At 67.2% G+C, this 23,847-nt stretch carries 24 protein-coding genes; 14 read left to right on the plus strand and 10 right to left on the minus strand.

Translation table 11 applies throughout. The features are described from left to right. Positions 1–253: 253 nt before the first annotated feature. Both ACIP5Y_RS27210 and ACIP5Y_RS27215 read right to left on the minus strand, forming a co-directional pair. Positions 254–799: a M15 family metallopeptidase gene (locus ACIP5Y_RS27210; RefSeq protein ID WP_400354160.1), complete on the minus strand. Its 546-nt coding sequence runs from the start codon at positions 797–799 to the stop codon at positions 254–256. Between the two features lie 17 nt (positions 800–816). Continuing rightward, positions 817–2,493 carry a fumarate hydratase gene (locus ACIP5Y_RS27215; protein ID WP_400354162.1) on the minus strand — a complete coding sequence of 559 codons (1,677 nt, stop codon included), beginning with the start codon at positions 2,491–2,493 and terminating at the stop codon, positions 817–819. Between the two features lie 214 nt (positions 2,494–2,707). On the opposite strand from ACIP5Y_RS27215, the gene ACIP5Y_RS27220 reads away from it, so the two are divergent. From ACIP5Y_RS27220 to ACIP5Y_RS27250, 7 genes are all read left to right on the plus strand, one after another. Then, positions 2,708–3,193: a MarR family winged helix-turn-helix transcriptional regulator gene (locus ACIP5Y_RS27220; protein ID WP_400354164.1), complete on the plus strand. Its 486-nt coding sequence runs from the start codon at positions 2,708–2,710 to the stop codon at positions 3,191–3,193. Positions 3,194–3,368: 175 nt separating this feature from the next. Continuing rightward, a complete protein-coding gene (locus ACIP5Y_RS27225) occupies positions 3,369–4,262 on the plus strand; it encodes an STAS domain-containing protein (RefSeq protein WP_397011805.1) in 894 nt (297 codons plus the stop codon). 15 nt (positions 4,263–4,277) lie between these two features. Beyond that, entirely contained in the window at positions 4,278–4,664 is a 387-nt protein-coding gene (locus ACIP5Y_RS27230) for an STAS domain-containing protein (RefSeq protein ID WP_397011803.1), read from the plus strand. Next, positions 4,654–5,067: an anti-sigma regulatory factor gene (locus ACIP5Y_RS27235; RefSeq protein WP_400354166.1), complete on the plus strand. Its 414-nt coding sequence runs from the start codon at positions 4,654–4,656 to the stop codon at positions 5,065–5,067. The genes ACIP5Y_RS27230 and ACIP5Y_RS27235 overlap by 11 nt, the downstream gene beginning before the upstream one ends. Then, positions 5,060–5,713 carry a SpoIIE family protein phosphatase gene (locus ACIP5Y_RS27240; protein WP_400354168.1) on the plus strand — a complete coding sequence of 218 codons (654 nt, stop codon included), beginning with the start codon at positions 5,060–5,062 and terminating at the stop codon, positions 5,711–5,713. The genes ACIP5Y_RS27235 and ACIP5Y_RS27240 overlap by 8 nt, the downstream gene beginning before the upstream one ends. Further along, positions 5,710–8,028 carry a SpoIIE family protein phosphatase gene (locus ACIP5Y_RS27245; protein WP_400354170.1) on the plus strand — a complete coding sequence of 773 codons (2,319 nt, stop codon included), beginning with the start codon at positions 5,710–5,712 and terminating at the stop codon, positions 8,026–8,028. The genes ACIP5Y_RS27240 and ACIP5Y_RS27245 overlap by 4 nt, the downstream gene beginning before the upstream one ends. Positions 8,029–8,219: 191 nt before the next feature. Next, on the plus strand, positions 8,220–8,555 hold the full coding sequence (locus ACIP5Y_RS27250) for an STAS domain-containing protein (protein WP_400355826.1): 336 nt from the start codon (positions 8,220–8,222) through the stop codon (positions 8,553–8,555). A 145-nt stretch (positions 8,556–8,700) separates the two neighbouring features. Here the strand turns inward: ACIP5Y_RS27250 and ACIP5Y_RS27255 are convergent, their stop codons facing one another. Further along, positions 8,701–9,741, minus strand: coding sequence for an LLM class F420-dependent oxidoreductase (locus tag ACIP5Y_RS27255; RefSeq protein WP_400354172.1), 1,041 nt, complete (start codon positions 9,739–9,741; stop codon positions 8,701–8,703). Between the two features lie 139 nt (positions 9,742–9,880). Between ACIP5Y_RS27255 and ACIP5Y_RS27260 the strand changes: the two genes are divergently transcribed. Both ACIP5Y_RS27260 and ACIP5Y_RS27265 read left to right on the plus strand, forming a co-directional pair. Beyond that, positions 9,881–10,531 carry a cyclodeaminase/cyclohydrolase family protein gene (locus tag ACIP5Y_RS27260; protein ID WP_400354174.1) on the plus strand — a complete coding sequence of 217 codons (651 nt, stop codon included), beginning with the start codon at positions 9,881–9,883 and terminating at the stop codon, positions 10,529–10,531. A 233-nt stretch (positions 10,532–10,764) separates the two neighbouring features. Further along, positions 10,765–11,514 (plus strand): L,D-transpeptidase family protein, encoded by a 750-nt coding sequence (locus ACIP5Y_RS27265; RefSeq protein ID WP_400354175.1) that lies wholly within the window; start codon positions 10,765–10,767, stop codon positions 11,512–11,514. A gap of 18 nt (positions 11,515–11,532) precedes the next feature. Here the strand turns inward: ACIP5Y_RS27265 and ACIP5Y_RS27270 are convergent, their stop codons facing one another. Next, the gene (locus tag ACIP5Y_RS27270; RefSeq protein WP_400354177.1) at positions 11,533–12,381 is read right to left on the minus strand and encodes a bifunctional 5,10-methylenetetrahydrofolate dehydrogenase/5,10-methenyltetrahydrofolate cyclohydrolase; all 849 of its coding nucleotides are present in this window, start codon (positions 12,379–12,381) and stop codon (positions 11,533–11,535) included. Positions 12,382–12,540: 159 nt separating this feature from the next. On the opposite strand from ACIP5Y_RS27270, the gene ACIP5Y_RS27275 reads away from it, so the two are divergent. The 5 genes from ACIP5Y_RS27275 to ACIP5Y_RS27295 all read left to right on the plus strand — a co-directional run bounded on the left by ACIP5Y_RS27275 (position 12,541) and on the right by ACIP5Y_RS27295 (position 16,751). Beyond that, on the plus strand, positions 12,541–13,425 hold the full coding sequence (locus ACIP5Y_RS27275; RefSeq protein ID WP_400354179.1) for a YdcF family protein: 885 nt from the start codon (positions 12,541–12,543) through the stop codon (positions 13,423–13,425). A 73-nt stretch (positions 13,426–13,498) separates the two neighbouring features. Next, a complete protein-coding gene (locus tag ACIP5Y_RS27280; protein ID WP_400354181.1) occupies positions 13,499–14,305 on the plus strand; it encodes a putative protein N(5)-glutamine methyltransferase in 807 nt (268 codons plus the stop codon). Continuing rightward, positions 14,302–14,997, plus strand: coding sequence for an HAD family hydrolase (locus ACIP5Y_RS27285; RefSeq protein ID WP_400354183.1), 696 nt, complete (start codon positions 14,302–14,304; stop codon positions 14,995–14,997). Before ACIP5Y_RS27280 ends, ACIP5Y_RS27285 begins: the two co-directional genes overlap by 4 nt. A 330-nt stretch (positions 14,998–15,327) precedes the next feature. Next, positions 15,328–16,371 carry an alkaline phosphatase family protein gene (locus tag ACIP5Y_RS27290; protein ID WP_400354184.1) on the plus strand — a complete coding sequence of 348 codons (1,044 nt, stop codon included), beginning with the start codon at positions 15,328–15,330 and terminating at the stop codon, positions 16,369–16,371. Positions 16,372–16,463: 92 nt separating this feature from the next. Continuing rightward, positions 16,464–16,751, plus strand: coding sequence for a hypothetical protein (locus ACIP5Y_RS27295; RefSeq protein ID WP_400354186.1), 288 nt, complete (start codon positions 16,464–16,466; stop codon positions 16,749–16,751). 63 nt (positions 16,752–16,814) lie between these two features. On the opposite strand, the gene ACIP5Y_RS27300 is transcribed toward ACIP5Y_RS27295, so the two are convergent. The 6 genes from ACIP5Y_RS27300 to ACIP5Y_RS27325 all read right to left on the minus strand — a co-directional run bounded on the left by ACIP5Y_RS27300 (position 16,815) and on the right by ACIP5Y_RS27325 (position 23,767). Continuing rightward, entirely contained in the window at positions 16,815–17,513 is a 699-nt protein-coding gene (locus tag ACIP5Y_RS27300) for a cupin domain-containing protein (RefSeq protein ID WP_400354188.1), read from the minus strand. 157 nt (positions 17,514–17,670) lie between these two features. Beyond that, positions 17,671–18,174: a hypothetical protein gene (locus ACIP5Y_RS27305; protein WP_400354190.1), complete on the minus strand. Its 504-nt coding sequence runs from the start codon at positions 18,172–18,174 to the stop codon at positions 17,671–17,673. A gap of 23 nt (positions 18,175–18,197) precedes the next feature. Next, positions 18,198–19,502 (minus strand): hypothetical protein, encoded by a 1,305-nt coding sequence (locus ACIP5Y_RS27310; protein ID WP_400354192.1) that lies wholly within the window; start codon positions 19,500–19,502, stop codon positions 18,198–18,200. A gap of 490 nt (positions 19,503–19,992) precedes the next feature. Next, a complete protein-coding gene (locus ACIP5Y_RS27315; protein WP_400354194.1) occupies positions 19,993–21,162 on the minus strand; it encodes an SPFH domain-containing protein in 1,170 nt (389 codons plus the stop codon). A 176-nt stretch (positions 21,163–21,338) separates the two neighbouring features. Then, positions 21,339–22,163 carry an SDR family NAD(P)-dependent oxidoreductase gene (locus tag ACIP5Y_RS27320; protein ID WP_400354196.1) on the minus strand — a complete coding sequence of 275 codons (825 nt, stop codon included), beginning with the start codon at positions 22,161–22,163 and terminating at the stop codon, positions 21,339–21,341. A 32-nt stretch (positions 22,164–22,195) separates the two neighbouring features. Next, positions 22,196–23,767, minus strand: coding sequence for a succinic semialdehyde dehydrogenase (locus ACIP5Y_RS27325; RefSeq protein ID WP_400354197.1), 1,572 nt, complete (start codon positions 23,765–23,767; stop codon positions 22,196–22,198). Positions 23,768–23,847: the final 80 nt, after the last annotated feature.

Below are 23,847 nucleotides of genomic sequence, written 5' to 3' on the forward strand. Positions count from 1 at the left end.
ACAGGTCGAACGGTACGGTTCGCAGTTGAACGCCCCGCCGACCTTGTATGACGGCTCAGCTGCGGTAATCAGACAATTCCCGTGCCCGATCCACCGCCCCGTCACCCCGAATTCGCCCCCGGCACACCTCCGTGCCGAATTCGATATCCGGCCCGCCACACAACCCGGCCGCGACACATATTCGGGCTCAGCGCACGACCGGCTTCACCGCATACTCGCATCGGGCGACCGGCCCGGGCAAGGCCGCAATGCGTCAGCGCATGCTGGCGTCGGGCAGGCGGGCGGGGCAGGCGAAGCCCGGGAGGGTGGCGACTTCGAAGTGCCACCACTCGTTGTCGTACATGCGGCAGAGGCCCCAGCGGTTGCCGTTGGCTTCCAGCCAGGCCGCGCCCTCGCGGGGGCCGACATCGATGGCCTGGCCGGTGACGTGCGTGGATTCGTTCGGGGGCAGCACCCAGTGCTTTGCGGCGTCCGGGCTGCCGTAGGTGCGGATGCCGTCCTCCCACAAGCCTTCCTGCTCTGCGGGAGTGCGGTAGCCGGAGACGATCCACAGCGGAACACCCTGGGCGTGGGCCTCGTTCGAGGCGAGGTTGTAGGCGAAGGCCAGCATCGGTTGCAGGCCGTCGGTTCCGGTGGGCGATGGCCCAAGGGAATCCACCTGGCGCACAGGCGGTTCCGGGGCGATCGAGGCGGGGGCCGCCGGGCCGGCGGCCGCGCTGGGCAGGGCGCCGCAGACAGCGGCCGCCGCCGTCAGCGCGACTACGGCGGCTGTGCGTACTGCGGCGCGACTATCCCGCATCGACCGTCCTCCTCGGGTTAGACGCGCTCCTTGGAGCGCTCGCGCACGCGCAGTGCGATGGGCTTGGTGGTTTCGGCGAAGAAGTCGTTGCCCTTGTCGTCGACGACGATGAAGGCGGGGAAGTCCTCGACCTCGATCTTCCAGACGGCTTCCATGCCGAGCTCAGGGTATTCGAGCACCTCGACGGACTTGATGCAGTCCAGGGCGAGTCGCGCGGCGGGTCCGCCGATCGAGCCGAGGTAGAAGCCGCCGTGTTCCTTGCACGCCTTGGTGACCTGCGCGGAACGATTGCCCTTGGCCAGCATGACGAAGGAGCCGCCCGCGGCCTGGAACTGGTCGACGTAGGAATCCATGCGCCCGGCGGTGGTGGGGCCGAAGGAGCCGGAGGCGTAGCCGTCGGGCGTCTTGGCCGGGCCGGCGTAGTAGACGGCCATATCGCGCAGGTACTCGGGCATGGGGTTGCCCGCGTCGAGCAGCTCCTTGATCTTGGCGTGCGCGATATCGCGCGCCACCACCAGCGGCCCGGTCAGCGACAGCCGGGTCTTCACCGGGTATTTCGACAGTTCCGCGCGGATCTCGTCCATCGGCCGGTTCAGGTCGATCTTCACCACGTCGCCGCCGAGGATGGAGTCGGTCTGCTCCGGAAGGTAGTGCGCCGGTTCGCGTTCCAGCTGCTCCAGGAACACGCCCTCGGGCGTGATCTTGGCCAGCGCCTGCCGGTCCGCGGAACACGACACCGCGATGGCGACCGGGCAGCTCGCCCCGTGCCGCGGCAGGCGGATGACCCGCACATCATGGCAGAAGTACTTGCCGCCGAACTGCGCGCCGATGCCGAAGGACTGGGTCAGCTTGAAGACCTGCTCCTCCAGCTCCAGATCCCGGAAGCCGTGCGCGGCCATCGAGCCCTCGGTCGGCATATTGTCCAGGTAGTGCGCGGAGGCGTATTTGGCTGTCTTCAAAGCGAATTCGGCCGACGTGCCGCCGATGACGACCGCCAGGTGGTACGGCGGGCAGGCCGCGGTGCCCAGCGAGCGGATCTTCTCGTCCAGGAACTCGAGCATGCGATCCGGGTTCAGGATGGCCTTGGTCTCCTGGTACAGGAACGACTTGTTGGCCGAGCCGCCACCCTTGGCCATGTACAGGAACTTGTACGACGGCTGCGCGGGATCGCCCGGCTGCGAGTACAACTCGATCTGCGCGGGCAGATTGTTGCCGGTGTTCTTCTCGTCCCACATGGTGATCGGCGCGAGCTGCGAGTACCGCAGGTTCAGCTTGGTGTAGGCGTCGAACACGCCCCGCGAAATCCATTCCGCGTCATCGACTCCGGTGAGCACGCCCTCGGATTTCTTGCCCATCACGATGGCGGTACCGGTGTCCTGGCACATGGGCAGGATCCCACCGGCGGAGATGTTCACGTTCTTCAGCAGATCCAACGCCACGAACCGGTCGTTGCCGCTGGACTCCGGATCGTCGATGATCTTCCGGAGCTGCGCCAGATGCGCGGGCCGCAGGTAATGGCTGATGTCGTGCATCGCCTCCGCGGTCAGCATCCGCAATACCTCGGGATCGACCTGCAGGAAGGTCCGCCCGCCCGCCTCGAACGTGCTGACACCTTCGGTGGTGAGCAATCGGTAAGGCGTCTCGTCCTTACCGATGGGCAGCAGATCCGAATACAGGAAATCAGGCGCGGTCACGAATCGCACTCCTCGAGCAGGGCTGGGGCTGGTCAGCCAACGGTTCAAGCAGACCGACTCTATCGACCGCCCCCGCTTCCCCTGCCGTTAGGGAAGGCTTACCACCCGCTCGGCCACAGGTTGCACCTTCAACCCGGGCGGTGTTACCTGTCCATGATGCGCTTGTCGTCGGGGGGAAGGACTTAGCATGGCAGCAGAGACCGGGAGTGGAACTGTGACCGAACCCCGTTGGCTCGACGAAGTCGAGACGCGTGCGTGGCTGGGGTTCGTGTTCACTCGTGATCTGATCGCCGCTGCCGTGGGACGGGATTCCCTACGCGAGGCCAATCTCACCTACGTCGAATACACCGTGCTGGCCCGGCTGGCCGACGCGCCCGATCATCGGCGCAGTTTCGCGGAATTGGCTGCGGTGCTGGAGTGGTCGCAGAGCCGACTCTCGCATCAGATCACACGGATGGAGAAGCGGGGGCTGGTCGCGCGGGAGTCGATTCCCGATGATGCGCGGCGCACCGCGGCGGTCCTCACCGACAAGGGCGCACAAGTGCTGGACGGTGCGGCGCCCGCGCACGTGGACAGTGTGCGGCGTCACATGATCGACGTCCTGGACCGCGGCCAACTCACCGCACTCGCCGACATCTACGACACTTTGCTGGACCATCATCGAAGACCCGAGGCCCGGGACGGTCATCATTCTCGATAATCAACCTGCCGACCACTGTTTGGTTTGGCACCCATTGGGTACTGGGTAAGACTAGGCTCGGCACCGGCTTCCGACGGCGGTCGGCACCGAGCGCACGGCCGGCAAACCGCACTCCGGTTCCGCCGACCGAGAAGTGAGCACCCGACCTGGCCTTACGAAAGGGGCAGGAGTTTCCATGTCCGACGTGTCCATCGGCCTCTCGCCGGACTCGCTGCCGGCGGGTTCCGTCGACAACCTGCTTCCGCAGCTGGTCGAGCACCTGCGGCAGAACCGAACCGAACTGCGCGAGGAGTGGGCCCGTCGTATTACCGATGCCCAGTTGCTCACCGCCATGACCCCGGAGGAGATCTTCTCCGAAGCCACCTCGGTTTACGACAACTACGTCGAGGTACTCGAAACCGGTAGCGTCGAAGCGCTGCAGGCCTATGCGCGCGACCTGTCCGAACGCATCATCCCCCGAGGCGTCGAAACCGACGAGGTCCTCGGCATCGTGCTGCTGCTGCGAGATGTGCTGGCCCGCTCGCTGTTCGAGAAGTACCAGGCCGATTTCGAACTCCTGAACAAGGTGCTCGACGCCTACGAGCCCGCCGCCAACCGCATCGCCAATACCGTGGGCGTGTCCTTCGTTCAGGAGCGCGAGCGCGTTATCCGCCAGCAGCAGGAGGCGATTCGAGAACTCTCGACTCCTGTGCTCCAGGTGCGCGAGCAGTTGCTCATTCTTCCCATCATCGGCGTGCTGGATTCCCAGCGCGCGCGGCAGCTCACCGAACAGCTGCTACGCGCGATTCGCGCCAACCGCGCCAAGGTCGTCGTCATCGATATCACGGGTGTGCCCGCGATCGACTCGACCGTGGCCAACCACCTGGTACAGACCGTCGACGCATCGGGCCTGATGGGCGCGAGCGTCATCATCACCGGTCTGTCGTCGGAGATCGCGCTCACACTGGTCACCATCGGCCTGGACCTGTCCAAGATGAACGCCGTCGGTGACCTGCAGGGTGGCATCGAGGAGGCGGAGCGGCTGCTCGGCTACGAGGTGTCCCGTGTGACCGATCGCGACGGACGGTAACCCGGGGCGGGCCAGATGCCGGTACCCATTCTGAAGCAGGGCACTTATCTCATCGCGTCGGTGCAAGCGGCACTCACCGACGCGGATACCGAACGCTTGCAAGACGATTTGATGAAGTACGTCAGCAGGTATCGGGCGCAGGGGATCATCGTCGATGTCACCGCAATCGACGTAATGGATTCCTTCGCAGCGAGATCGCTGCGTACCATCGCCCACATGACCAAGCTCCGAGGCGCGGAAACGGTCATCGTGGGCCTGCAGCCCGAGGTCGCGTTCGCCATGGTTCAACTGGGTCTCACCTTCGAGGACATGCACACCGCACTCGATCTCGAGGAGGGGCTGGCCTGGCTGAATCGTCAAGTGCCCAACCGCCGACGAGACGGTCGTGACCGTGGCCGCTGAAAATGTGGTGATCCAGGTCAAGGTGTCGAACGACATTGTGACCGCACGGCAAGCGGGGCTCGAGATGGCAAGCAAACTCGGGTTCTCGCTTTCGGATCGCACCATGATCGCCACGGCCATCTCGGAGGTGGCACGCAATATCACCAGCTACGCCGGTAGCGGAGAGATCCGACTGAAAGTGCAGGACCGCGAGGGCCGCAGATCCATGGTGGTGCAGGCCCAGGATCAAGGCCCCGGCATTCTGGACATCGACCGTGCCATGGAGGACGGCTATTCCACGGGACGCGGTCTGGGACTGGGTCTTCCGGGTGCGCGCCGCCTCATGGACGGCATGATCATCAACTCGAAACCCGGGCAGGGCACGCTCGTGGAGATGTGGAAGTGGGTGCCCGCCAGTGCGTGAGGACGGTTTCATCGGCGCGATCGAATGGGCCGTCGCCGGCCGCGCGCTACCGGGACAACGGGTTTCGGGAGATCGCTGCGTGGTACTCGATGCGGGTGGGGGTTCCGCGCTTTTCGCCGTACTGGATGGTCTGGGCCATGGGGCCGCCGCGGCCGACGCCTCCGACCGCGCGGCACAGGTGCTGTCCGAGAACCGGGCCGAACCCTTGGACGTGCTGATGCTGTTGTGCCATCGGGCCATGTCCGATACCCGCGGCGCGGCGGTGTCGCTGGCGCTCTTCGATTCCGCGGACCGGCTGCACTGGCTGGGTGTGGGGAATGTGGATTCCCGGGTGGTCGCCGCGGCGCCGGGCAAACCGGCCGTGCGCGCGGCCGCCTTGCTGGTGGGCGGCATCGTCGGCTATCTGCTGCCGCCGACCCTGGTGTCGCAGACCGTCTCCGTGCGGCCGGGTGATCTGCTGCTCATGTCGACCGACGGCATTACCAGCGATTTCGCCGACGGAATCGACCTGGCCAAGCCGACTTCCGAGATCACCGCCGATATTCTGGCCAAGCACGCCAAGGACACCGACGACGCGCTGGTATTGGCGGCCCGGCATCGAGGGCATACGCACACTCATCATCCGCCGGTGGGTACGCCGAAATGAGTGCCGTGCTGGCAGCTTTCCGCGAGGCGTATGCCGCCGCGCTCCGGCTGCATCTGCGCGCGCCCAATCAGAACAGTCTCGCCGAGGGCTACGAGCTGGGGCGGCGCGCGCTCGTCGAGGGCGTGAGCATTCTCGATCTGACCGAGCATCACTTCCGGATTCTGGAAGATGAAGGGCTGGTGCCGCTGCCGGACGGCACCGACCGGTCGGAAGCGGCGCTGGAGTTCCTACTGCAGACCATGGCCGCGCTGGATGTCGCGACTCGCGGCTTCCTCGACGGTACCCGGCGCTACGAGCAACAGCGTTCCCGCGCGGACGATCTCGCCGGGCGCGATGCCTTCCGCACGGCACTCGTCGAATCGCTGCAGGACGGGTTCTTCGTCGTCGACTCGCAGGGCACCCTGATCGAGGTCAACTCCTCCTTCGGCGCGCTCACCGGCTACGGGCCCGACGGCGTTCCCTACGCCCTCCCCTACCCGTGGGCCTTCCCCGAAGGCCCGCGCTATCCCGATCTGGGCACCGATGCGGCCCGCTTCGTCATGCCCATCCAGCATCGCGACGGCCGCCGCCTGTGGCTCGCGGTGAGCACCAGTTCGCTGGTGAAACCCGAGAACGGCGAACGGATCTTCGTCGGCACCATCCGCGATGTCACCGCCGAACACGATGCGCAGGCCCGCGATCAGGCCGTCTCCCGCCTGGCTACCGCCGTGGGCGCGGCCACCAGCGTCGTCGAGGTGCTCACCGTCGGCCTGGAGGAATTGCGCCGCACCGTCGGCGCCGAGACCGCGGTGGTGTCGGTCTGGCCGAATCGGCATACCGGGCCGGAACTCTATGTCTCCGAAGGCAACACGGACACCCCACCCGCCGAGCTTCGATCCCACAACACAAGTCGCGGTAGCAGCCCGGCACGCAATGGCGATCACCCCGCCCCGGCGGACGGCAGCGAGACCCGGCAGGTGCTCGACGCGCGAGCGCGAGCGCTGCTCGATCGGGCCCGATTGCGGCCCGGCCGCACCATGTTCGCCATTCCGGAGGGCGCGTCCAGCTCGGAGGGCATTGTCGCGCCGCTGGGTGAAGCCGCCGATTCGGCGCTGTGGCTGCGCTTCGCCGCGCCGCGGGTCATCACACCCGGCGACTGGGCCTTGTTCTCGCTGCTGGTCGGGCATTTGAGCCTCGCGGTCCAGCGGGCGCGGAACTTCGACCAGGCCCGATCCACCTCGCTCACGCTGCAGCGAGCCATGCTCGGCCCGATCGAACTGCCGCCGCGGTTCTCGGTGCATTACGAACCGGCGCTGCCGCCGTTGGAGATCGGCGGCGACTGGTACGACGTGGTACGGCTGGAGGACGGCACCATCGGCCTGGTGGTCGGCGACTGCGTGGGCCGTGGCCTCTCCGCGGCCGTAGTGATGGGCCAATTGCGCACGGCGGCACGGGCGCTGCTGCTGCGCGGTGCGGGCCCGGCGCAGCTGCTGGCCGAACTCGACACCGTCGCCGCCCGCATACCCGGCGCCATGTGCACGACGGTGTGTGCCGCCATCCTGGATCCGGTGCGCGGACTGATCCGCTACTCCAGCGCCGGGCATATGCCGCCGGTGCTCGCCGAACCCGGTACGCGCGGAAGACTTCTCGAAGGCGGGCGGGCCGTGCCGCTGGCCACCTTCGATCCGCCGCGCCGCCCCGAGGCCACCACCCCCATGACGCCCGGCTCCACCCTGGTGCTGTTCACCGACGGACTGGTCGAGCAACGCGGCGTGGATATCGACGAGCGGTTCGTGGAGCTCGCCGACGAATTGACCGGCGCCGCGACCCAACTGCCGCGCGAGGTCGCCGATGCGGTGCTGTCGCGGCTGCGTCCCGGCGGCGGCTACGACGATGACATCGCCATGGTGGTCTACCGGCAGCCGCCGGCACCGCTGCGGCTGGACGTGCCCGCGGACGCGAGCCAGTTGTCCGTCATGCGGCGGGCGCTGAAGTCCTGGCTCGCGGCGGCCGCCATCCCGCACGATCTGGCCGGTGACCTGATCTCGGCCGCGAACGAGGCGTGTAGCAACAGCATCGAGCACGCCTATCGGGACGGCAGTCCGGGGCGGGTGGCGCTCACCGCCGAATCCGGGCTGGACACAGTCACTCTCGTGGTGACCGATACCGGCACCTGGAGACCGTTGCCCGCTGATCCGGGCGATCGCGGGCGCGGCATAGCCATGATGCGGGCACTCACCGATCAATTGGACATCGATCACACGCCCGGTCCCGGCACACTGGTACGGATGACGGTGCGGTTGCCGGCGGTATCGTTCTCCGCCGGACGGGTATGACACACCAACGGCACAAAAGCGCCATCCAAACGCTGTCAACACCGAAATGATGCGGTAACTAGGCTTTTCACATGTTGTGTCAGCTACCGCCGCGATGCCAATGTGGAAGACGATGCAACACGAACGGACGGATCATGGCAGATTGTTCTAACGTGACCAACACTTCCGGAGACGCTCCTTTCGGCGACGCGATGACCACCTCGGTCACCGTGCAAGACGATGCGACGGTGCTGACCGTGGCCGGTGAGGTCGACCTCGCGACAGCGCCCGCGCTGGAGAACGCCATCGACAGCACCCTGGCCGGCAAACCCGGCGCACTCGTCATCGACCTGTCCGAGGTGAGCTTCCTCGCCTCCGCGGGCATGGCAGCCCTCGTGGCCGCCCACAAACGCGCCGGCGGCACCCGCATAGCGGTCGTCGCCGACGGCCCCGCCACCAGCCGCCAACTCAAAATGACCAACCTCGACCAGGTCTTCGCCCTCCACCCCACCCTCGACGAAGCCCTCGGCGCCCTGCGCCAGAACTGAACACGCGGGGGCTCACGCCCCCGCACCCCCGAAGCGGGAATTGGGGGCCTGGCCCCCAAACCCCCGATGTAGCGCTGATCGGTAGGACCAGACGCAAACGCCCCGACCACCAGTGGTGGTCGGGGCGTTCTTGTTTGAACCGGAGTCAGTCGCAGATGGCGCGGAGTTGTTCGACCAGCTTGACGCGGTCGGCCGGGGTAGCGGCCAGGGGGACGACGTTGAGGGCGGTGACGCCGGCCTCACGGAAGGCGGCGACTCGTTCCTTGACGAAGCCGGGGGTGCCGATGAGGGAGATGTCGCGGACCAGGTCGTCGGGGACCACCTTGGCGGCTTCGTCCTTCTTGCCGGCGAGGTAGAGCTCCTGGATGCGGTCGGCCTCGGCGCCGTAGCCGTACTTGGTGGCCAGGGTGTGATAAAAGTTCTTGCCCTTGGCGCCCATGCCGCCGATGTAGAGGGCCAGGTGCGGTTTCACGAATTCGCGCAGGGGCTCGACGTTCTCGCCGATGGCGAGGGCGGGGCCGGCGAAGACGTCCAGGTCGCCGAGGGCCGGATCGCGCTTGGCCTTACCGGCTTTCAGGGAGTCGCCCCAGATGGCGCCGGCCTGCTCGGGCAGGAAGAAGATGGGCTGCCAGCCTTCGGCCATTTCGGCGGCGAGCTCGACGTTCTTGGGGCCGAGCGCGGCGAGCAGCACCGGAATGCGTTCGCGCACAGGGTGATTGATCAGCTTGAGCGGCTTGCCCAGCCCGGTGCCCTTACCCTCGGGCAGCGGGACGGTGTAGTACTTGCCCTGGTATTCCAGGCGTTCGCGCTTCCACACCTTGCGGCAGATCTCCAGCACCTCGCGGGTGCGGCCGATGGGCGCGTCGTAGGGCACGCCGTGGAAGCCCTCGATCACCTGCGGGCCGGAAGCGCCCAGGCCGAGGATGTAGCGGCCGTCGGAGACATAGTCCAGGCCCGCCGCGGTCATGGCGGTCAGCGTGGGCGTGCGGGTGTAGAGCTGCAGGATGCCCGAGGCCAGCTGCACCCGTTCGGTCTTCGCGGCCAGGTAGCCGAGCGCGCTCACCGCGTCGAACGAATACGCCTCCGGCACGAACACGATGTCGAGGCCCGCTCGTTCGAGGTCGGCGACCTCCGCGGCCACCTCTTTGAAGCCGTCGGTGTAATTGATCGACAATCCGATACGCATGATTCGGACCTTACCGGCAACCGGTCAACAACCTCGCGGCGGCCGGGTGTCGCCCTGCGCGGGCCCGCCGCGCCCGAGCCGGTACGGTAGTCGCGGACATCGCACCAATTCGCCGCAATCCCAAGGGAGGCCACCCCTCATGACTCAGGACGCCACGCAGGCCACCACCTTCGGTGACTCGACCCTGCGGGGATACCTGGATCAGCTGGCCGCCAAGGTGCCCGCGCCGGGCGGCGGGGCCGTGGCCGCGCTGCACGCCGCGCAGGGCGCCGCGCTGGTCGCCATGGTCGCGCGCTACACCACCCGCGCCAAGGATGCCGAGAACCGCCCGGTCATCGACCGCATCATCGAGGCCGCCGACACCGCCCGCGAGCGCTCGCTGGCCCTGGCCGACGCCGATGCCGCCGCCTTCACCGCCGTCGGCAAGGCCTACAAGCTGCCCAAGGACACCGACGAGCAGCTGGCCGCCCGCAAGCAGGCCATCACCGAGTCGCTGCTGAACGCCGCCCGCGTACCCGCCGCCGTGGTCGCCGAGGCCGACGAAATCATCTCTCTCGCAAACGAACTGCTGCCCATCGGCAATCCGAACGTGGTCACCGATATCGGCGCGGCCGCCGATGCCGCCCGCTCGGCCGCGGCCAGCTCGCAGCTGAACATCGCCATCAATGTGGCCTCCCTCGATGCGGGCGCGGGCGCCGAGTTCGCTCCCGTCCTGAAGCAGATCGAGGAGATCATGGCCCGCGCCGACGCCCTGCACACCGACGTCGTCTCGGCCATCACCACCGCCTAGGAACCGCGGGAATCCGCCCGGGCGCCGACCCGGCCGGACGCGCCTCGGTGACTGTGCCCCGTTCCGTTACGGAACGGGGCACAGTCGTTTCCGCCCCACTACCGGGCGACACGAGCTTCACAAAGCCTCCACGCCGGGACATAGGTCACGAAGCGGGCACATTTCCGGATGGGAACGATCATCAGGCCATAGTCTGAGAAATCCAGGCCCACACCCTCTCGAAGGGATGGAACATGCGGAAAGCGCTGCGCTACCTGTTCGTCGCTAGTTTTGTCGCGGCGGCAGCCGCATTCGGTTCCGGGGCCGCGGGCGCGGCCATGGCAACCCCCGACCTCCCAGCCGTGCAATCGTTTTCATTGAGCCCAGGGCAGGTGGTGGGCATCGCGGCCCCGGTCACCATGCGTTTCGCCGCCCCGATCACCGATCGGGCCCGCGCCGAACGCGCCGTCGACGTCCGTGCCGACACCTCGCTGGCCGGCACCTTCACCTGGCAGGACAACCAGCAGGTCACCTGGACCCCGACCCACTACCTGCCCGCGTCCTCCCCGATCACGGTGTCGGCGGGCCGTAGCCATATCCGGTTCGAAACCAATGGCGGCACCACCGCGGACGCCGATATGTCCGCGCACACCTTCACGGTGTTCATCGGTGGCGCCCCGGTCCGGACCATGCCCGCGTCCATGGGTAAGCCCGGCCGCGAAACCCCGGTCGGCACCTTCCCGGTGTTGTCCCGTGAGCGCACAGTCATTTTCGACTCGCGCACCATCGGCATCCCGCTCAACGACCCGGAGGGCTATTACCTCACAGGCGAATTCGCGGAACGCCTGACCTGGGGCGGTGTCTACGTACACTCCGCGCCCTGGTCGGTGGACTCCCAGGGCAACGCCAATGTCAGCCACGGCTGCATCAATCTCGCTCCCGCGGACGCGGAGTGGTACTACGACAATGTGGGCATCGGCGATCCGGTGACCACCCACTGGTAGAAAGCTGCCGCGCTGCTCTCAGCGTGCTGATTCTGCGGCCTGGACCACGTGACGCAGGAGCAGCGCGGTGGTGACCTGACCGACGCCGCCCGGCACGGGTGTCAGGGCCGAGGCCTTGCCGGTGACCGAGGCGGCATCCACATCGCCGACGAGATTCCCGTTCTCGTCCTCATTCGTGCCGACGTCGATGACGACCGCGCCCTGGCGGATGTGCTCGGCGGTAACGAGTCCCGCGCGGCCGACGGCGGCGACCACCACATCGGCCGTCGAGGTGACGGCAGGCAGGTCGGTTGTCCGCGAGTGCGCGACGGTGACCGTGGCGTTCTCGGCCAGCAACAGTTGAGCCAGCGGCTTGCCGACCACATTCGAGCGGCCGATCACCGTGACATTGCGGCCCGACAGCGGAACGGCATGGAACTTGGCCAGCTCCACCACGGCCTCCGAGGTGGCGGGCGGGAATCCCGGCAGGCCGGAGGCCAGCAACCCCAGGGACAGCGGGCTGACGCCGTCCACATCCTTGGCCGCGGCGATCGCCGAACCCACATCCTCGAGGCTCACGCCCTTGGGCAGCGGTGTTTGCAGCATGATGCCGTCCACCGAGGCGTCCCCGGAAAGTTCGGTAAGCTTGCTGCGGATCTGCTCGGCGGTGGCGTCGACACCCAGATCGACGTTCTCGCAGGCAATTCCATTACGTTCCGCGGCACGGTTGAGTGACTTCACGTACCACGTGCTGGCCGGATCGTCATTGGCGATCACCAGCGCCAACCGGGGCGCCCGGCCTGCTTCGGTGAGCGCGGCGGCCCGTTGCTTGGTGTCGGCGTTGATGGCGGCGGCGAGTTCCTTGCCGGGGAGCGAAGTCGTATCCACGGAATCACACCCTATCGCGACGCAAAATCACAATGACAAATCACCGACATCCACGGCGCACAGTCGTATCGTGTCCCCATTCGGTACCGAGTCAACAACCAGCAAAGCATGTAGGTAGCCAGCAACACCGTGTGTAGATAGCCAGCAAGAAAGCAATGCGTGACCCGACGAAAGGTCCAAGCAGTGCAGATCGCCCGGCGTTTCCCCACCCTCCTGGCGGCCACCGCCGCCGCTCTGGCCCTCTTCGGAACCGGTGCCGCGCAAGCGGACCCCGGACAGCTCTACAACTCCGCACAGGACAACTTCACCGACGGCAACGAGCAGGCAGGCCTGTCCGATCTGCGGCAGTTGCTCAATGAATCTCCCGATGACGCGCAGGCGCTGTCATTGCAGGCCATCTGGTCCGACTACACCGGTGACCTGGTCACCCGCGAGGTGGCGCTCAACCGGCTCAACGGGCTCAACCCCGGCCTGGCCGACGGCACCCGCAATGTCTTCCACGCCATCGGCGCGGCCGTGGGCACGCTACCGAATCCGATTCCGGCCATTGCGGGTCCGCAGACCGGTATCGCGGTCATGGGTTACGGCCTGCTGCCCGACGGATCCATGCGGCCCGAACTCGTGAACCGGCTGCAGGCGGCCTGGTTGCAGGCCATCGTCTCGCCGTTGTCGCCGATCCTGGTGACGGGCGGGAACCCGCAGAACGGGATCACCGAGGCGGCGGCCATGCAGGGCTGGCTGATCGGACACGGGATTCCGGCGAGCCGGATTCTGGCCGACCACCGCGCGGGCTCGACCGTGCAGAACGCCCTGTTCGGCGTGGGCATGCTGCGCGACGCGGGCGCCACCAGCGCCATCGTGGTCACCTCCCCCAACCACATTCGCCGGGCCGTCGGCGATTTCATCGTGGCGGGCATGCCGGTGGTGGGCGCGACCACCTCGCTCGAGCAGCTGGTCTCGCAGCTGCCGCCGCCGTCTCGCAGCGGTCAGCGCGGCATCTACCTCGACGCCACCCGCACCCTGCGGCTGCCCACCGAACGCTAGCCGGGCCCGCCCGGACGATCGGGGCCACACCCCGGTCGACCCGGTCGAATGTCCGAGTGTGCACAATGACTCGGTGAGCGCTCCCGACACCGACACCCTCGTAGCCCGGCTGCGGGCCGCCGGATGCGTGTTCGCGGAGGACGAGGCGGCGCTGCTGCTCGGCGCGGCCACCGATGCCGCGCACCTGGAATCGCTTGTCGTGCAGCGCATTGCCGGCTACCCCCTGGAACATCTGCTGGGCTGGGCCGAATTTCGCGGGCTGCGAGTCGGGGTCGCGGCCGGAGTGTTCGTGCCCAGGCAGCGGACCGGATTCCTGGTGGAGCAGGCGGTGGCGCTGGGCCGCGCCGGGACCGCGGCCGATCGCACGCTGGTGGCGCTCGATCTCTGTTGTGGCTGCGGTGCGCTGGGATTGGCATTCGCCACCGAGGCCGCGGTCGCGGGCCTTCGTGTGGAGCTGACCGCCGCCGATATCGAACCGGCGGCCGTGGCGTGCGCTCGCACGAACCTCGCCGCACTGGGCGCGTCCGTGTACGAAGGTGATCTGTTCGACGCGATTCCCGTGGATCTGGCCGGGCGCGTGGACATTCTGCTCGCGAACACGCCCTATGTCCCCTCGGCCGAAATCGCCCGGATGCCGCCGGAGGCCCGCGATCACGAGCCGCGGGTGGCACTCGACGGCGGTGCGGACGGGCTGGACATTCTGCGGCGCATCGCGGCCGTCGCGCCGGAGTGGCTGGCGCCGGGCGGGCAGCTGCTCGTGGAGGAGAGCGAAGAGCAGGCGAGCGCGGCGGCCGAGATCATGCGGCGGCACGGCCTCGTCGCGCGCATCGCCGAGGATGAGGAACTGGGTGCCACCGTTGTGATCGGAACCCGCCCATGACGATTCGCGGCATTCTCTTCGATGTCGACGACACGCTCATCGACTATGCGGGCACGGCCCGCAACGGCATCCTGCAGCATCTGGCCGCCGAAGGGCTGCTCGACCGGTTCAGCGCGCCGGACGAGGCGGTCCGGCTGTGGCGGGCACTCGAAGAGGAGGAGTACCCGCGTTATCTCGCGGGCGACCTCACCTTCACCGGTCAGCAGCAGTCGCGCACTCGGCGGTTCCTCTCGCATATCGGCGTCACGTCCGACGATCCGGTGGCTTGGTTCGCCCGCTATGTCGCGCTGCGCGACACCGAATGGCTTGTCTTCCCTGACGTCCCGCCCACCCTGCGCGAGCTGACCACCCGCCTGCGCTTGGGTGTGGTTTCCAACTCCTCGCGCAACCACCAGCGCATGAAGCTGGGCGCGGTGGGCCTGCTCGACCATTTCGGTGACGCCGTCCTCTGCTCCAGCGAATTCGGCACGCCCAAGCCGGACCCCAGCATCTTCCACGCCGGCTGCGCCATGCTCGGCCTGCCACCCGAGCACGTCGCCTACGTCGGCGACCGCTACGACGTCGACGGCATCGGCGCCAGAGACGCAGGCCTGCAAGCCTATTGGCTGGATCGCACCGAGCTCGGCGTCACCGGCGGCGACGGAATCACCGTCATCCACTCGCTCGCAGCCCTGGGTCCGTTCTCACCGTAGGCTCGGCGACTTCGCGGAAAGTGTGCAAGACGAGCCAGGTGAACACTGCCTGACCTCCGCGTCGAAAAGTGCCGTGGAAGCCGGATCCGAACGAGCAGAACACTCTTCCGTGACGAGGTTTCCTAGCATTCCGCCAGTTTCACGACCAAAGTGCATGACATGTCTCGTAAATCGTGTCCCGGACAGACAATCAACGATCAGGTTTCACATTTAGCTATTTTCTAGCAATCACATTGGGCGACAACGGATGCGGATCACTGCATGAATCGTCGGTGAACAGTCCCACGTAGGTCTAGACCGCACGTGGGGGTGCTTGGCACGGTCTAGACCATGGAACTTCCAAACAGAACTGTCCTGAACTCCCTGGCTATCACCCTCTTTGCCGCATTGCCGGCACTCGCAGGGGTTGCGGCGGCCGCACCCGCAACCGCCGACGCCACCGTCAACAAGGTGGTCGTCATCGGGCTCGACGGCACGATGTACAAGAAGGTTCAGGAAGCCAAGGCGCCCAATCTGCTGAAACTGGCGAGTGAGGGCACTCTCGGGCAAACCTCCATCGCACCCCATACCACCATCTCCGGGCCCTCCTGGGCCACCGTCCTGACCGGCGTATGGGACACCAAGCACGGCATCTACGACAACAATGTCACCACAGCGCCTTTCGCGAAGTACCCGACCGTCTTCACCCAGCTGGAGAAGGCCAAGCCCAACCTGAAGACCGAATCCATCGCCACCTGGCACACCATCGGCATCATGGCGGGGTCCGGCGATCCGCACGCCGACGTGAACATCGGCACCCCCGACCAACCCGATGACCCGACCGAAGCCAAGATCGACGCGGTCACCGCCGATACCAGCGCGGCGGCCATCGCCAATGACGCCCCCGACTTCCTGTTCACGCACCTCGATCAGGTCGACGAGGCCGGCCACGGTCACGGCGGCGCCTCCCCGGAATACCTCGACGCGGTCAAGCGCGTGGACGCCGAAGTCGGCAAGATCGTCGCCGCCGTCGACGCCCGCGCCAAGTCGCACCCCAACGAGAAGTGGAACATCCTGGTCACCTGCGACCACGGCCACAAGCCCGGCGGCGGCCACGGTGGCCAATCCGCCGACGAGACAGCCAATTTCCTCATCGCCCGCGGCCCCGCCTTCCAGGCCGGTGTCACCAACTCGACGAACTCGCTCGTCGACATCACCCCGACCGCGGTGGCACTGCTGGGCGTGCAGCCCAGCCCCGATTTCGACGGCAAGTCGATCGCCGGCAGCAACCCGACGCGCCCGGATACCGGCTCGTTCGGCTCCGGCTCGGCCAATGGATCCATCAGCGAGGGAATCGAATCCGAACCCCTCGAGATTCCCGCCGACCAGAACTGACCCGGACGCCGGCCCTGCCACCTCCACGCGGATCGGGCCGGCCTCCGGTTGCTCCCACGGTGAACCTGAACCCACCAGCGAAAGACACCACCATGAAACCACAGCTCTCCGCCCGCGCCCTGCTCGTCAAGTCCCTCGCCCTCGCGGCCCTCGCCACCGCCCCGGTCGCGGCCGTAACCGCCACCGCCGCACCGGCATCGGCCGCCCCGAGCCCGGCCGTCACCAAGGCCGGCATCACCACCGGCTCGGCCGACCCCGTCGACAACTTCAATCAGATCCTGACCGGCTCGTCGAACTCCCTCGGCGGCCTGAGCCGCCTGCTGGGCGGATCCGGTTCGAGCTCGGGCGGTTCCAGCGGCACCGGCTACAACAACCACTGACCCGTACAGTCCGAATCCCCGGCCGCATCCCGCGGCCGGGGATTCCGGTCGTTATCGGGAGTTCTAGCGGTGCCGTGTGATCACCACGGGTTTGATCTCGGTGGGCAGGCTCGCGAAGGCCGACTCGGGGACGCCGAAGGCCGCGGCCAGGACGCTGCGGGGCATCGCATTGAGGGAGGCGACTATGCCTATGTCGTCGTTGGGTTCCTTGGCGCTGGTGTTGAAGATGACCAGAACCTCGAGCGGGTCGGTGGGGCTGGCGTTCTCGAAATAGTGGAAGTGCCCTTGCGGGGCGAACACCAGATCGCCCTGACCGGCTTCGAAGACATCGTTGCGGTAGCCGCCTTCGGGGTGGGTGCCGAGGATGGTCCAGCGGGCCTTGCCGGAGATGATGTAGTTCAGTTCCCAGGCACTGGGGTGCCAGTGGGGTTCGCGGAGGCCGCCCACTTCGAGGTGGACGAAGTAGACCGAGCCCTGTTGGCCGCGCAGGATGGGGAAGGTGTCCTCGTTGGCGCCTTGGAGGTAGCCGCCGTCGTAGTTGTCGCGTTCGGCGGCAGTCAGTTCGAACAGGTGCGATGCCTGGTTGAGATTGGTGTCGATTTCACCCTGGGTGCCCGATGGTGAGGAGGCGGGTGGACTCGCCGCCGCGCCGACCAGGCCGCCGCCCACCGCGGCCGCTGCCACCGCGCCCGCGCCCAGTACGAATCGGCGATCCATGCCGCGATGCCCGTTGTTCTGCTTTGCGTTCGACTCTTCCGACATGCCGATAATCCCCTCTCGTACCCGGTGATTCGAATACGTCTGCGCTGGTCACAGCGCTGACGCCGACCTATTCGAATCGTAGGCCGCTTATCGCGAATTTCGTGAGATCGGTTGGTGAAAACGAATTTCGCGATGAATCGGGGCGGAGGGGTAGCGGCTAGCTCGCTTCCAGGGATTTGCGGATCTGGGCCTGGATGTCGAGTTGGGTGCGGACACTGGAGAGGCCCGCTTGGAGCTCGGCGGTGGCGCTCGTCGTGGAGGCCGAAACATACTGGGCCACACCGTCTTCGATGGATTGCACGGCTTGGGCGGCAGCCTCGCGCTGCTGCTCGCGATGGGGTGCGGGCAGAGCGGCGATGGCCACCAGGCGGTCGTCCCAGGCCAGGGCCGCCTGTTCGAGTTCGGCGCGCAGGACGATGGTGGTGCCGTCGTCGAGGGCATTGGCGGTGCGCAAGGTGGTCATGGCGTCACGCAGGCGGCGGTGCAGGCGGGGTTCCGGATCGTGCGAGCCTGCCCAGGAGGCGGGGGCACGCGTGGGCGTGCCCGGCACCACCTGGTTGGCGGCCGATACCGACTGTTTCTGCTTGGACGACACCACCATGACCGCGGCCACCACCGCGGCGATGACGATCAGCAGTATCAGGACCAGCGTCAACACCATTGCGAACACACCTCTCTCAGCGGTCAGTTGTGATGCTTGGGCGTGGGCGCCACATGGGTAGCCGGCGGATGTCCCGACCCGTGGTGCATATGCGAGTACACGAGTATGACGATCGCGATCACCGCCAGCACGGCCAGGATCGCGGAGATGATCTTGACCTTGCTCCACGGCCGGTCGCCCGACACCTGACCCGTCAAGCCGTTGATGTACACCTGATAGGTCTTGTCCATGTAGACGACCGTGAGCAGCCAGATCGGCAGCAGCAGATGCTTGTACGCCAGCCAGTTCCACGAGGTCTGCAGCTGATGGATGCGCTGCTGATCGCCGCCGATATCGTGACGCACCGTCGATTCGATGGCCTGCTCCATGCGCTGCTGCGCCTCGGGCAGCGCCTCCTCGGCGTCGTGATCGTAGGTGCGGCACAGATGCCCGGCCACGAACTCCGGTGAATAGGACCGCGCCTGCTCCACCGGCCACGGCTCCAGCGCGCGAATGCGATTGCGGCTCAGATTGTCATTGGCCAGCACCGGCAGATCCGCGAACTCATTGCCCACCTGACCCTGCACCGGATACCACCGAGTCCGGGTCTCGTAGATCGGATCCCCGTCCGAATCCGTGCCGACCCGCACCTCGTAATTGTCGCCGCGCTCACCCGTGTACCACGATTCGGTATCCGCGTCATAGGTGAAATACGCGGTATACAGGCTCGAAAACGCCCCGATCCGACGGTATTTCCGGAAGTTCGACGGCGCGAACCAGCGGCCCGACACCCACTTCTCGACGAGTTCGTGCGCCTGCTTCTCACCGATATGGAACGGCACCACGCCGTCGACCGGCAACCGGGCGGGCGCATTGTGCACATCGTCGCGCTGGATCGGCGTCGCGCAGTACGGGCAGCGGGTGGCGGTGAGGCTGCCGTTGAATCCCGTGGTCCCACCACAGTTCTGGCATTTCACCTCCCACTCCCCCGTCACCTGCGGGCCGGCCGCCTGCGACTGCCGCGCCCGCAGATCCGCAATGGCAGGCCCCAATTCCCGAGGCTGCACAGGCGTATTCGCCGCCTGGATCGGCGACCGATTCCCGCAGCTCGGGCACAGCAGATCCTGCCCGACCGGATCGAACACCAACTGCGCACCACACGCACTGCACGGATAGGTCCGAGTCAGCTCCGTACTGTGCAACATCGCCCGATCCGGCGCATGCGGAACCTCTTGCGGCACACCCTGTCCCATAGGGGGCTGCTGCACCTCGGGCACCGGCATCACGAACACCGGCTGCGCGGTCAACCCACCCGACTGCTGCGGCACCCCACCTGGCACCGGTGGCATTCCCCCCGGCAAAGGCGGCGGACCTGTGGGCCGCGGCATGGTGGGCAGCGGCGGCGGACCCGACGGTCCCGGCCCCGCCTGCTGCGGCACACCCGGTATAGGCGGCGGCACAGGTATTCCCGGACGGGCCCCAGCCGGGAGCGGCGGCGGCACCGGGCGCCCCGGAACGGTCCCCTGTGGAAGTGGTGGCGGCACCGGACTGCCCGGGCCGGCACCTGGTGGAAGCGGTGGCGGCACCTGGCCACCGGGGGTGGGCTGCCCGGGCACGGGCGGCGTCCAGGGCTGGGGTTCGCGCGTTTGCGGCAGTGGGGGTGGGCCGGGTTGCTGCGGCGGCTGATTGTCGTTCACTGTGGCTCACTCGATACGGCGGATACGACGATCACGCCTGTGCTGCTGGGGAATTCGGGGCGGCCGGGTGGGGTATTCGGATCCCACCCGGCCGGCGCGTCGTACGGCGGCGAAGGCGAGCCGATGTGCCGGAGGGCAGGCGCTACTGCGGGGGCAGCGGCGGCGGGGTGCCCGGCAGCGGCGGCGGGGCGGCGAAGAGGGTCTGCAGCGCCGGGACCGTGGCGGCGGGGGCCCAGCCGGGCATGCCTTCGGTCCAGACATTGGTGTCGCGGGTCAGCTGCCCACTCGCGACGAACTGGCGTAGCTGATCGACCGGGTACGGCCCCGCGGCCTGACCGCCATTGTCGAAGTGGAACGGCTGCTGCCCCGGAAGCGGCGGCGGCGCAACGGGTTGCGGAGCCTGCGGGGCCGGAGCCTGCTGCTGCGGCTGGGCATAGCTGCCCTGCATGGCGCCCGCCATCTGCCCGCCCAGCACCACACCCATGCCGGCCTGCATGGCGGCGCCCATCCCGCCACCGGGATTCTGGGCGGCGGCGAGCATGGCGTCGGCGGCCTGCATCTGCTGATACCGGTTGAGATCCACATTGTTCATGAACCCGCCGGCCTCCACGCCGCGGGCGACGCCGCGGGTCATGGCCTGCTGGATTTCCTCGGGCAGCGAGATGGTCATGGTGACCTGCTCGACGCCGACACCGAACGGCGCGAGCCGCTGACCCACGAATTCCTGCAGCTTGCCGGAGAGTTCGACCTGCCGGCCCTGCAGATCGATGGCGCCCAGACCGCTGGCCAGCACCATGTCCGAGAAGGACAGCGAAACATTGTTGCGCAGCATCTCGCTCAGCACATCGGCGTCGACCTCGCCATTGGTGCCGATCATCTGGCGCAGGAACACCTCGATATCGGTGACCCGCACATTGGCGGTGCCGTTGGCGCGGATCTGCACCATGCGGAAGTCGGGGTCGCGGACCGTGACCGGTTGCGGTGTCCCCCAGCGCATATCCGTCACCGCGCGGGTGTTGATGAAGTACACCTCGGACCGGAACGGCGAGTTGAAGCCGTGCTTCCACCCCTGCAGGGTGGACATGATCGGCATGTTCTCGGTGGTCAGCGTGTAGTGGCCGGGCCCGTACTTGTCCGCCAGCTGCCCGCGGTAGACGAAGACGGCCTGCTGCCCCTCGCGGACGATCAGCTCGGCGCCGTTCTTGATCTCGTTGTCGTAGCGGGGAAATCGCCACGCCAGCGTCGTGCGCGTATCGTCCAGCCATTCGATGATGTCGACGAATTCGCCACGGATCATGTCGAACAAGCCCATTGAGTCTCTCTTCCTCCCTCGGGCGCAGCACGCCCCGCAGCGCGAGTATTGCATAACGACATGCGGTGCCCGCCCCCGTCATCTCAGTATCCGATGACACCACACCGAGTGTTAACGAATCATGAAGCCGGCCCGCGCTTCCGCACGGGCCGGCTGCGACGATCTGGGATGGCTGCCTATTTGCGGCCGGTGAACTCGTCCATCGAGTGGTAGACGCCCACGGTGTTCAGGTAGAAATCGCGCACCCGTACCGGCAGCAGGCCGGAGATGGCGCGGTTCAGCCGGGAGGTCCACGGCATGACGACCAGCGCCGACCCCTTCTTCATCTCTTCCCAGGAGGTGTTGACGACCTCCTCCTGTTCCAGGATCGGGGTGAACCAGAAGCCCTTGGCGCCGTCGAACATTCCGGTGTTGATGTAGGTCGGGCAGACCGTGGTGAACTTCACGTGCTCGTTGCCGGACTGCTCCAGTTCCAGCCGCACCGAATCCGACCAGCCCAGCGCCGCCCACTTGGACGCCGCGTACACGCTCATGCGCGGGTTGGCGACCAGACCGGCCGAGGAGGCGATGGTCATCACCCGCGACTCCTGGCCGTTCTTCACCATGGCGGGCAGGAATTCCAGCGTGATGTACATGGGCGCAAGGGAATTGATCGCCATGGTCTTGTCGATGTCGGCGCGGTTCGCGGTCTCCCAGAAGTACCCGTTGCCGCGCACGATGCCCGCATTGTTGATCAGCACATCGATACCGCCGACCTCGGCGCGCACCGCGGCCCCGGCCTCGGCGATGGCGTCCCGATCGGACACGTCGACCACATAGTGGTGGATCTTGCTGACGCCCTGCGCGGCCAGTTCGGCCGCGGTGTCGCGCAGCGCCTGCTCGTTGATGTCCCACAGCACCACATCACTGGCCTGCTCGCTGACCGCCCGCTGCGCAAAGGTTTTGCCCAGACCCATGGCGGCGCCGGTGACCAGGACCTTCTTGCCCGCTGCCGTCTTCATTTCCCGCTGTTCCCCTGTCTCGTGTGTGCGGATCACTTCTGCCGCAAGGTCTTCATGACGCCCAGGTAGAGGGTCATGGTCTTGGCCCACAGTTGCTCGGACATGCCCGGCAGTGGCGCGATGGGCAGGACGCGCTGCACCGCGATGGTCTGGGTGTCGATGTATTTCAGCAGGCCCTCGGGTCCGTGCCGGCGGCCGGTGCCCGAAATACCCAGGCCGCCCGAGGGTGCGGCCACCGAACCCCAGGCGGCGATGAAGCCTTCGTTCACGTTCACCGAGCCGGCGTTCACGCGCGCGGCGACCTCGCGGCCGCGGTCGATATCGCGGCTCCACACACTGGCGTTCAATCCGTAGGCGGTGTCATTGGCCTGCGCGATGGCTTCCTCGTCGCCGCGCACGCGGTACACGGAGACGACCGGGCCGAAGGTCTCCTCGCGGAAGACGGTCATGCCCTCGCGCACGCCGGCGAGAATCGTGGGCTCGTAGAAGTACGGGCCGAGATCCGGGCGCGCCTTGCCGCCGGCGAGCACGGTCGCGCCCTTGGCCACCGCGTCGTCGACGTGTTTGCCGACCGTGTCGATCTGCCGGGGGAAGGTCAGCGAGCCGATCTCGTAGCCGTAGTCGAGGGTCTTGCCGAGCGTGAGTTTCTTCGTGTTCTCGACGAATTCGGCGACGAACTCGTCGTACACGCTGTCGTCCACGTAGATTCGCTCGATCGATTCACACAGCTGGCCCGCCGAGGCGAAGCAGGCGCGCACCGCGATCTTGGCGGCCGCGGACACGTCGGCGTCGGCGAGCACGAGCAGCGGGTTCTTACCGCCCAATTCGAGCGAGTAGCCGATGAGCCGCTCCCCCGCCTGCTGCGCGATGGTGCGGCCGGTGGCGCTGGATCCGGTGTAGTCGACATAGTCGGCGCGCGCGATGACCTCGGTGCCGACCACCGCGCCGCGCCCGAGTACGGCCTGCCACAAGCCCTTCGGCAGTCCCGCGCGTTCGGCGATATCGATGGCCCACAGCAGGGTCAGCGCGGTCTGATTGTCCGGGCGCCCGATGACGGCATTGCCGGCGAGAAGTGCGGGCAGCGCATCGGAGGCGCCCAGCGCGAGCGGATAGTTCCACGGCGAGATGACCGCGACCACGCCCTTGGGCCGATTGCGCACCTCCACCTGGGTGAGCACGGGCATGACGCCGCGCGGTTTGCGGTGCGCCAGAATGCGTTTGCCCTCGGCCGCGTAGAAGCGGGTGTTCACCGCGACATCGGAGACCTCGTCGAAGGCGTGCACGCGGGACTTGCCGGTCTCGATCTGCACGATGTCGAGGATGGTGTCCTGCTCGGTCAGCACCAGATCGTGGATGCGGCGCAGCAGGGCGGCGCGCTCCTCCACGGGGACCTGGGCCCACTCCTTCTGCGCTTTGCGTGCGGTGGCGAAGGCCGCCTCGATATCGGCGACCGAGGACTGCGGCAGGTCGGCGATCTTGCGTCCGGTGGCGGGTGCGAACACCTCGACCGAGGGCGCACCGCCCGCGCGGGCGTGGCTCAGCAGGCGCTGCACCAGATCGAAGGGGAGCGCATCGGCCGCGGCGAGCTGCGGGGCTGTCGTCATTGGTCGCCCTCTCGAGAGTCCGGCCCGAGTTCGAGCCCTCTATTTATTGAACACCAGTGTTACGTGAACACCAGTGTTAG

It is taken from the genome of Nocardia sp. NPDC088792 (assembly GCF_044750615.1).
In the GTDB taxonomy this organism is placed as follows: Bacteria; Actinomycetota; Actinomycetes; order Mycobacteriales; family Mycobacteriaceae; genus Nocardia.